Annotated in this window: 12 protein-coding genes; 3 read left to right on the top strand and 9 right to left on the bottom strand. The window is 59.5% G+C overall.

The features are described from left to right. A partial coding sequence (locus ABFT80_RS25990; protein WP_347974850.1) for a hypothetical protein occupies positions 1–190 on the top strand: 190 nt, incomplete at its 5' end. 24 nt (positions 191–214) lie between these two features. Here ABFT80_RS25990 and ABFT80_RS25985 read toward each other — a convergent pair. The 4 genes from ABFT80_RS25985 to ABFT80_RS25970 all read right to left on the bottom strand — a co-directional run bounded on the left by ABFT80_RS25985 (position 215) and on the right by ABFT80_RS25970 (position 1,930). Further along, positions 215–349, bottom strand: coding sequence for a hypothetical protein (locus tag ABFT80_RS25985; protein ID WP_347974849.1), 135 nt, complete (start codon positions 347–349; stop codon positions 215–217). Further along, positions 330–626 (bottom strand): DUF5615 family PIN-like protein, encoded by a 297-nt coding sequence (locus ABFT80_RS25980; RefSeq protein WP_347974848.1) that lies wholly within the window; start codon positions 624–626, stop codon positions 330–332. Before ABFT80_RS25980 ends, ABFT80_RS25985 begins: the two co-directional genes overlap by 20 nt. After that, a complete protein-coding gene (locus tag ABFT80_RS25975; RefSeq protein WP_347974847.1) occupies positions 623–1,276 on the bottom strand; it encodes a DUF433 domain-containing protein in 654 nt (217 codons plus the stop codon). The genes ABFT80_RS25980 and ABFT80_RS25975 overlap by 4 nt, the downstream gene beginning before the upstream one ends. Positions 1,277–1,573: 297 nt before the next feature. Next, positions 1,574–1,930: a winged helix-turn-helix transcriptional regulator gene (locus tag ABFT80_RS25970; RefSeq protein WP_347974846.1), complete on the bottom strand. Its 357-nt coding sequence runs from the start codon at positions 1,928–1,930 to the stop codon at positions 1,574–1,576. Between the two features lie 86 nt (positions 1,931–2,016). Here ABFT80_RS25970 and ABFT80_RS25965 point away from each other — a divergent pair, with 86 nt between their 5' ends. Continuing rightward, positions 2,017–2,997, top strand: coding sequence for a zinc-dependent alcohol dehydrogenase family protein (locus tag ABFT80_RS25965; RefSeq protein WP_347974845.1), 981 nt, complete (start codon positions 2,017–2,019; stop codon positions 2,995–2,997). Between the two features lie 118 nt (positions 2,998–3,115). On the opposite strand, the gene ABFT80_RS25960 is transcribed toward ABFT80_RS25965, so the two are convergent. Together ABFT80_RS25960 and ABFT80_RS25955 are read right to left on the bottom strand one after the other, a co-directional pair. Beyond that, positions 3,116–3,496, bottom strand: a complete 381-nt coding sequence (locus ABFT80_RS25960) for a DUF5615 family PIN-like protein (RefSeq protein ID WP_347974844.1) — start codon at positions 3,494–3,496, stop codon at positions 3,116–3,118. Then, entirely contained in the window at positions 3,493–4,122 is a 630-nt protein-coding gene (locus tag ABFT80_RS25955; RefSeq protein ID WP_347974843.1) for a DUF433 domain-containing protein, read from the bottom strand. Before ABFT80_RS25955 ends, ABFT80_RS25960 begins: the two co-directional genes overlap by 4 nt. Before the next feature lie 125 nt (positions 4,123–4,247). On the opposite strand from ABFT80_RS25955, the gene ABFT80_RS25950 reads away from it, so the two are divergent. Beyond that, entirely contained in the window at positions 4,248–4,463 is a 216-nt protein-coding gene (locus tag ABFT80_RS25950; RefSeq protein ID WP_347974842.1) for a hypothetical protein, read from the top strand. 65 nt (positions 4,464–4,528) lie between these two features. Here the strand turns inward: ABFT80_RS25950 and ABFT80_RS25945 are convergent, their stop codons facing one another. From ABFT80_RS25945 to ABFT80_RS25935, 3 genes are all read right to left on the bottom strand, one after another. Then, a complete protein-coding gene (locus ABFT80_RS25945) occupies positions 4,529–4,864 on the bottom strand; it encodes a hypothetical protein (RefSeq protein WP_347974841.1) in 336 nt (111 codons plus the stop codon). Positions 4,865–5,117: 253 nt separating this feature from the next. Beyond that, positions 5,118–6,125, bottom strand: coding sequence for a 3'-5' exonuclease (locus tag ABFT80_RS25940; protein WP_347974840.1), 1,008 nt, complete (start codon positions 6,123–6,125; stop codon positions 5,118–5,120). Beyond that, entirely contained in the window at positions 6,122–6,742 is a 621-nt protein-coding gene (locus tag ABFT80_RS25935; RefSeq protein ID WP_347974839.1) for a recombinase family protein, read from the bottom strand. The genes ABFT80_RS25940 and ABFT80_RS25935 overlap by 4 nt, the downstream gene beginning before the upstream one ends. Positions 6,743–6,893: the final 151 nt, after the last annotated feature.

Below are 6,893 nucleotides of genomic sequence, written 5' to 3'. Positions count from 1 at the left end.
TCTCATACATGCGCGCAACGACGCGGCGTTCGTCCAAACTCAACTGCACAAAAGAGCGGGCCATTTCCATCCTCCTGAAATCATGGCCATTATTGTCTTCGTTGCATTTGAAAATGGAATCTGCCCCCCCTACACAAAAAAGTCAGATAATCTATGTTATGGAACTAACATATTGATACTAAAGGATTAATTGAGATAACGCGTCTGCCGCTGGTCACTGTCTCGGAAGTGCGTAGCGGATAATGCGCAGCGTTTCCTCGTCATCGAGCGTCACTTCGAGCACTTGGTTGACAAGGTCCCCATCGTGATCGAGCTCAAGCAGCGCTTGTTCATACAGCTCGATCTGCATGTCGAAATCCATGCCAGGTGGCCCGTTGAGGCAGACGAGCATGGATTGCAGCATCGGCATATTGTCCCTTGACGCCTGGATTGTCCTTTGCACCCCGGAAATCGACGGAATTCTTGGTGACGAAGGTCCAGTCTCCATCGAGGATCACCGGTTTGAGCTCCCAGTCTTTGAGCCCGGCAAGTCCCAGCCACACGACGTGGCTTGCCTCGCCGTGGCCATGTTCATGCGCGATCTTTGTGAGCTCCGGACTCAGGCATTCATCGATCAGGAACTTCACCCTGCCTTCCTGAGGCGTGGAACGCGGCGGTCGCTGACGATGATGGAGCCTTCGGGGAGATCGCCGGCGGCACGAGGACGCCCACGTAACGGGTTAGCTTCGGCGTAGATGCCCGCCAGCCGGACCTTTTCGGCATCGATGCTCGGATAAGCCTCAAGGATCCGCTCGATCGGATGGCCAGAGGCAACCGATGCGGCGACGTCATAAACCGGTACGCGCGTGCCACGGATAACGGGCGTTCCGCCAAGCACATCGTGCGAGGACGTAACCATCTCCCGGGAAGCCTCGAGATCGGACATGCGGTCACTCGTGCCCTTGAGGAACGGACCGAGATCGATCGTGAGAAACTCGTCGCGCACCGTCCAGTCCTCTCGCAGTAACGCAGCCCATGCGAGCCCACGTGAGCGCGTGAGCTTCGGTCCGACAGCCCTGATCGCGAATAGTCGCTCCTCCGAGGTCAGGCGCTTTGCCGTCTCGAAGTAAAAGCTGATGAACGAGCAGGCGCCGGCCAGGACGTGCCGGCCGTTGTCGACCGATACGAAGGCTTCCGGCAGAATGCGCTCGTCGATGGCGCGGTTGACGTCGCGCAGACTCACACGCGAGACCACGGCGGCCTCGGTTGCCTTGAGCATTTCCGCAACTGCAAGCATGTCAGGTGCTCCAAATTAAATCTTCCGATAGGCCGGAACATATAATTGTGCGCTCCATTTTACAAGAGGGGCTGTTTCCGACAGGCGGCGCATCCTCGCCTCTGGCGGCGGAACAGACCCCGGCTCGACATGCTCGCCGGTGCAAGAGACTTGCCGAAGAATTGCCACTTGGACAAAGGTGGAAACGGCGTTTGCCCAAAAGTCTGCGTTATAAATAAGGGTCGCGCTGGGCGCGAAATGCACTTGAGGACGTATAAACGGACCTTGATATCTACCTTCAATGCGACGTTGATCGAACTATGCGCTTTCCTCGTTCCGTTGAAGTCGCTCCCCCCAATCGCGCATTGCTATCAAGACGGGGGCAAGGGAAACGCCGGACGCGGTGAGTTCATATTCCACCTTTGGCGGCACCTCCGGGTAGACGATCCGGTTGATGACCCCATCCGCTTCCAGTTCGCGCAACTGCAATGTCATCATGCGCGGGGTAGCGGCGGGAACAAGCCGACAGAGCGCATTGAAGCGCAGCTTTCCTTCCAGCAGGTGAAACAGGATCACCGGCTTCCAGATGCCTCCGATAACCGACAGGGTTGCCTCGACTGCACAACCGGTCTTGTCAGCGCGCCGGCGTGTGCGCTTGATGGGGGGTACTATCATTCATGATACTACATGCTTAATTTGTGTGTACTTCATACACATGACTTATAGCCCTATGGTGGGTCTCTGAAAAGGAGACATTCCGCATGCAGCGATACATTCTGACCGGAAACGAAAACCCTCGCCTCAAACTCACTCAGGGCGACGTGTGCCCACCGGAGAAAGGTGAAGTCGCCGTCGATCTCCGGGCTGCATCGCTGAACTACCGGGATATGGTTATTGCCAAGAACTTCAAGGACGTTGTTCCGCTCTCTGACGGTGCGGGCATTGTATCGGCCGTTGGCGAAGGCGTAGGAGCCTGGAAGGCTGGCGATCGCGTCGTGATCGGCTTCATGCCCGGATGGGTGGAAGGCCCGATCACCCCCGCCAAGAAGGCCACAAGCCTCGGTGGCCAGATGGACGGCGTGCTGAGGGAACGCATCGTCGTCCCCTCGAACAGTATTGTGCGGATTCCCGCTGGCATGACGTTCGAAGAGGCAGCGACCTTGCCATGCGCCGGGGTGACCGCGTTTTCGGCCCTGTTCGAGCGGCGGTCATTGCAGCCAAGTGAAACCGTCCTCCTGCTCGGAACGGGTGGCGTCTCGATCTTCGCCCTTCAGCTCGCAAAAATAGCTGGCGCCCGTGTCATCATCACCTCCAGCTCCGACGAAAAGCTTGAGCGTGCTCGCGCACTCGGGGCGGATGATGTGATCAACTATCGCCGCACGACGGCCTGGGAGGACGAAGTGCTCCGTCTGACTGATGGTGTCGGCGCTGACCTAGCGGTGGATGTAGCAGGCCCTGCCACGCTAAGCCAGACCCTCAAGGCGACCCGGTTCGATGGGCGTATTTCTCTCATGGGCGTGCTGACTGGCTTTGACGGTCATGTTGATACAGCGGCAATCCTGGAAAAGAGGATTACGCTGCAAGGGATCTATGTCGGGCCGGTCGCGACACTCGCCGCTCTGGTGAAAACAGGCATCAAGCCGCAGGTCGATCGGGTCTTCCCATTCGCTGAAGCTGAAGCCGCCTACAACTCACTTCGGGAGGCGGGGCATTTCGGTAAGCTCGTCGTAAAAATCGGGTAGCCCGCGCTATTTAATGTCGTCGTGGCCAATCGCAGTCGGCTCTTATAGGAGAGCCGCTCAACCTGAAAATTCGAGTCGCATAAGGTTTATGTGGAACTAACTTATTGATATAATTTCCTTATTCGATATCCGGAAATGTGTAACGGGTTATTGCAGCGATGTCTCCATCCATCGTGATCTCTATGACCTCATTGAGGAGTTCTTCGTCAGGGCTCAGATCCGCCAACACAGCTTCGAATAGCTCTCGCTGGAGCGCCGGAAGCACTTGCGGCACGATTATGACCAGCCCGGCGTGCAATTCCTCCTTGGCGTAGAGTTTCCGGAAATCGCGAGCGTTGTTTGTGACGAATGTGAAACTCTCGTCGACGATTCGAGGCATCAGGCCCCAATCGGTCTCGCCGCTCAGTCCAAGCCAGTTTACATGCGAGCATTCGTGGCCGCGGTCTTGCGCCACGGCCACTAGTGTCGTGTGGAGGCACTCGTCGATGAGGAACTTCACGAAATTTCGCCAGACCGACCAGATGACGTGCCTTTGAGCGGAATCGTCTTGGTCGATTTCATTGGCAAGCCATGTTCCGCCAACGTCTTCGGACGACCTCGAGCGGGGTGTGCAGCGGTCCAAATCTCGGCCAGATCAATCATGCGAGCCGTCAAAGACGGATAGCCTTCAAGGATTTCCTCGGCGCTTGCGCCCTGCGACCGCATACTGGCAATCGCGCGGACCGGGACACGCGTGCCTTTGAACACTGGCTCTCCGCCGGAAACGCCCTTGACGCTTCGGATCACAGCCCCCGCTTCTCGAAGAGCGTCGGCCCGGCCAGCGAGCTGCTCCCTTGCCCGAGCTACGTCCACGATCAGGTAATCGTCGGCGCGCACCGTCTCTGCCGCCGGATTGTCTGCGATGGCCTCGAAAAGCCGCTTCCTGCGTTCGGCCGTGAGTATAGAACCGACTCCGTACCAAAGCTTGAGGCGCAGTAGATCGTCGTCGGTAAGTGAACGCCCGCCGGCGCGGGCGTCACGCTTTGAGATAATCCGCTTGTCGATAGCGTTGTGAACCGACTTGACGGCGATCCCGCTCACCGCAGCGGCCTCGGCGGGGGTGTACTCCCGAAGTGCGTGCACCATAATCATTCTCCTTGTGGAGAATATATAATCGGGATAGCGTACGGAGTAAAGTGCCCTATGCACGCAGCGGAGAGGTGCCAAGTTGGCCGAAGGAGAAGCTGCTGAAGCACGGTCCGGGGCTTCCGATGGAAGAACGGATTCGCCGCTACCAGCATAACATCACGACGATCCGGGAGTCGGGCTGCGCAGTTCCGACGACGGCTTTGGTCGACAGCCTTGACCCGGCCGAGATCGAGTTGTGGTTCGCTGACAGCGCCTTCCGAATTGACAGGATCAACATGGCGATCAAAGGCCTGGCGCAATTGCCCGACGACGATGCCGCCAACGGGGAGCCACGCTAGGAGCCTTCCCGGCCTCGCCTTGAGGAACTGCGACGACAAACGCGCAAGGCGGAATTTTGGGCGCCTCACGGACGCGACGGGCTTTGCCCCACATAGTCCCACGGCCCCAGATCGCGCATTATGCCGGAGTCGCATGGAAGATGACCATTCCACTCAGCGGCCTCCGCCTGGGCTTTGGTCGAAACGCTGGCCAGTGCTGTGTTGGTCGCCCACACGCATAGAAGTCCGTCAAACTCCTTGGCGCGGTACACCTCGACCTCCATACCGTCCCTGCCCTTCCAGATGCCGTCCCGCACCGGGATTTTCCTATTCGCGAGGGACCTGTAGGTGGCGAGCCGGCAATCGTCCGTCGCCTCTACGTAGTTCTGGCCTCCCCTCGGTATCGATATAGGCTCTTCCATGCGCACGGCGTCGGATTGCCTGCCATACCTGCGTGAAAACCTCCTCGCCCTCTTCTCCGCGTCTGTGCAACACGAGGATGTGGGCGGCGGCCTCGTAAAGAAGCGCCTGGTTTTTCCTTTTCTGTTTCCGCGCGAAGATAGTCGACCCATAGAAGGCAGACGTGATGGAGCTGATTAAATCCCGGATCATGTTGCGGTTGTGAGCCAAGTTCTGGAGAAAGTCGCTTTCATTGAATGGAACCCCGTACCTCCATCAAGCCCGGAACCGATCGTGTGCGGTCAGCCGCATTGTCAACGGCTCGGCCTCGTCCCATCGATAAATGTCCATGCGGAGATAGCGGAGCTCGTCGTCGCAGAGCTCGTCGTCGCAGAGCTCGTCGTCGATCTCGATCCACCATGCTTTCGGCCGCCCGTCGCTGCCATCCGACCAACGATAGCCGCGCGCTTTCAGGTGATCCTTCATATCGAAAGGTGAGTTCTCGGCGAAGATTCGCACCCTGCCGCGCCGGCTTGACCGGAGCAACTCGGCAAAAGGGACCGCTCTCCCCTCGCCCGCCGGCCGCGCCAGCACCTCGAGAAGCGCATGGCAATCATCAGTGGCGCGATGTCCCTCGTGGAAGAGCCCTGACTGTCCGACGAGATAACCCAGCTTGTTGCCCTCGAAGCCAATATCCGCCCACCGGATTTCCGAGACGGAGCAGGCCCAAGCCTTTGGCACGAAGGACGGCGAAAGTTTTTCGCAAAATGGCCGATCGAACGCGGCATTGTGCGCGATCACGAGGTCGGCCGGCTCGACCAGCGCATCGAGAGCGGCAATGTCGATTTCCTGCCCGGCGACCATCTCATCCGTGATGCCTGTCAGGCGCGTGATCTCTGGTGGGATCGGACCGGCCGGCTGGCGCAGGCCGCTGTAGATTCCGACCACATCGCCGACTTCGCCGCCATTATTATATGTGAAGGCGACCGCACCGATCTCGATCACCTCGTCGCGGACGTGCTGAAGCCCCGTCGTTTCCGTATCGACCAGAACGGCGAGACATGGAAACGCGCTCTCTTCACGAGGCACGACGGGACGGGGGACAAGCCTGCGCAGGATCCTGTATCGCCCGCTCTCTTCCAGACGCTGCGCGGCCGCCTCATCATCCCAGACGGCAGGGATGGGCGCCGGGGCACCTCCCCGCCTCCTGGGTAAAGGGCGCGGGACTTCCCTGTAGCCGGGCGCTTCATCGAAAAGGTCGAACTGGGTGGATGAGGCTTTCATGCGTCCGCCCTCCCCCGCTTCGTGGACGCAGCCGGTTTCATCGCCGGAGCCGTCCAGCCGATCCGGGCGAGCGTGTCCAGCAACGTCGATCGGGCGACGGAAAAGGTCCGGCAGACCGCCGCCTTGCTGACGCCGGCATCGAGCGCCGCGACGATTTGATCGATCTTCTCCTGATCGAGCGCCTGCGGGCGTCCTCCATGCCGCCCTCTCCGCTTCGCTGCGGCCAGGCCCGCGACGACGCGCTCGCGGGTGAGAGAACGCTCGTACTGCGCCAGAGCCCCGAAGATCGCAAACAGGAGCTCGCCGTGCGGCGTGGTCGTGTCCATTTGCTCGGTCAGGGACCGGAACGCTACTCCGCGCTTCTTGAGGTCAGCGACGATCGACAACAGGTGTGGAAGCGAGCGGCCGAGCCGATCCAGCTTCCAGACGACGAGGCAATCTCCGCTGCGCAGGTCCTCAAGGCACGCCTTCAGGCCGGGCCGGTCGTCTCGAGTACCGGATCCCTTGTCCTGATGAAGATGCCGCTCATCGACGCCTGCCGCGGTCAGCGCATCGCGTTGCAGATCGACCGATTGCCGGTCGTCGGTTGATGAGACGCGCATGTAGCCAATGAGCATGTACGGAAAACCTCGAATCGGACGTTTCCGTACAATACCTGTTTCCGGCAGGGTTTTCCGAACGTTATTCGGCAATCCACAGGTGACATGGGCGATTGAAGGAGCGGTGCGGAAAACACATGTTTTCCGTCGGGCCGACTGGAACCCCCGC

The sequence above is a fragment of the Foliimonas ilicis genome (assembly GCF_039939195.1).
GTDB classification, from domain to species: Bacteria; Pseudomonadota; Alphaproteobacteria; order Rhizobiales; family Rhizobiaceae; genus Foliimonas; species Foliimonas ilicis.
This window is presented reverse-complemented; position numbering and strand designations above follow the sequence as displayed.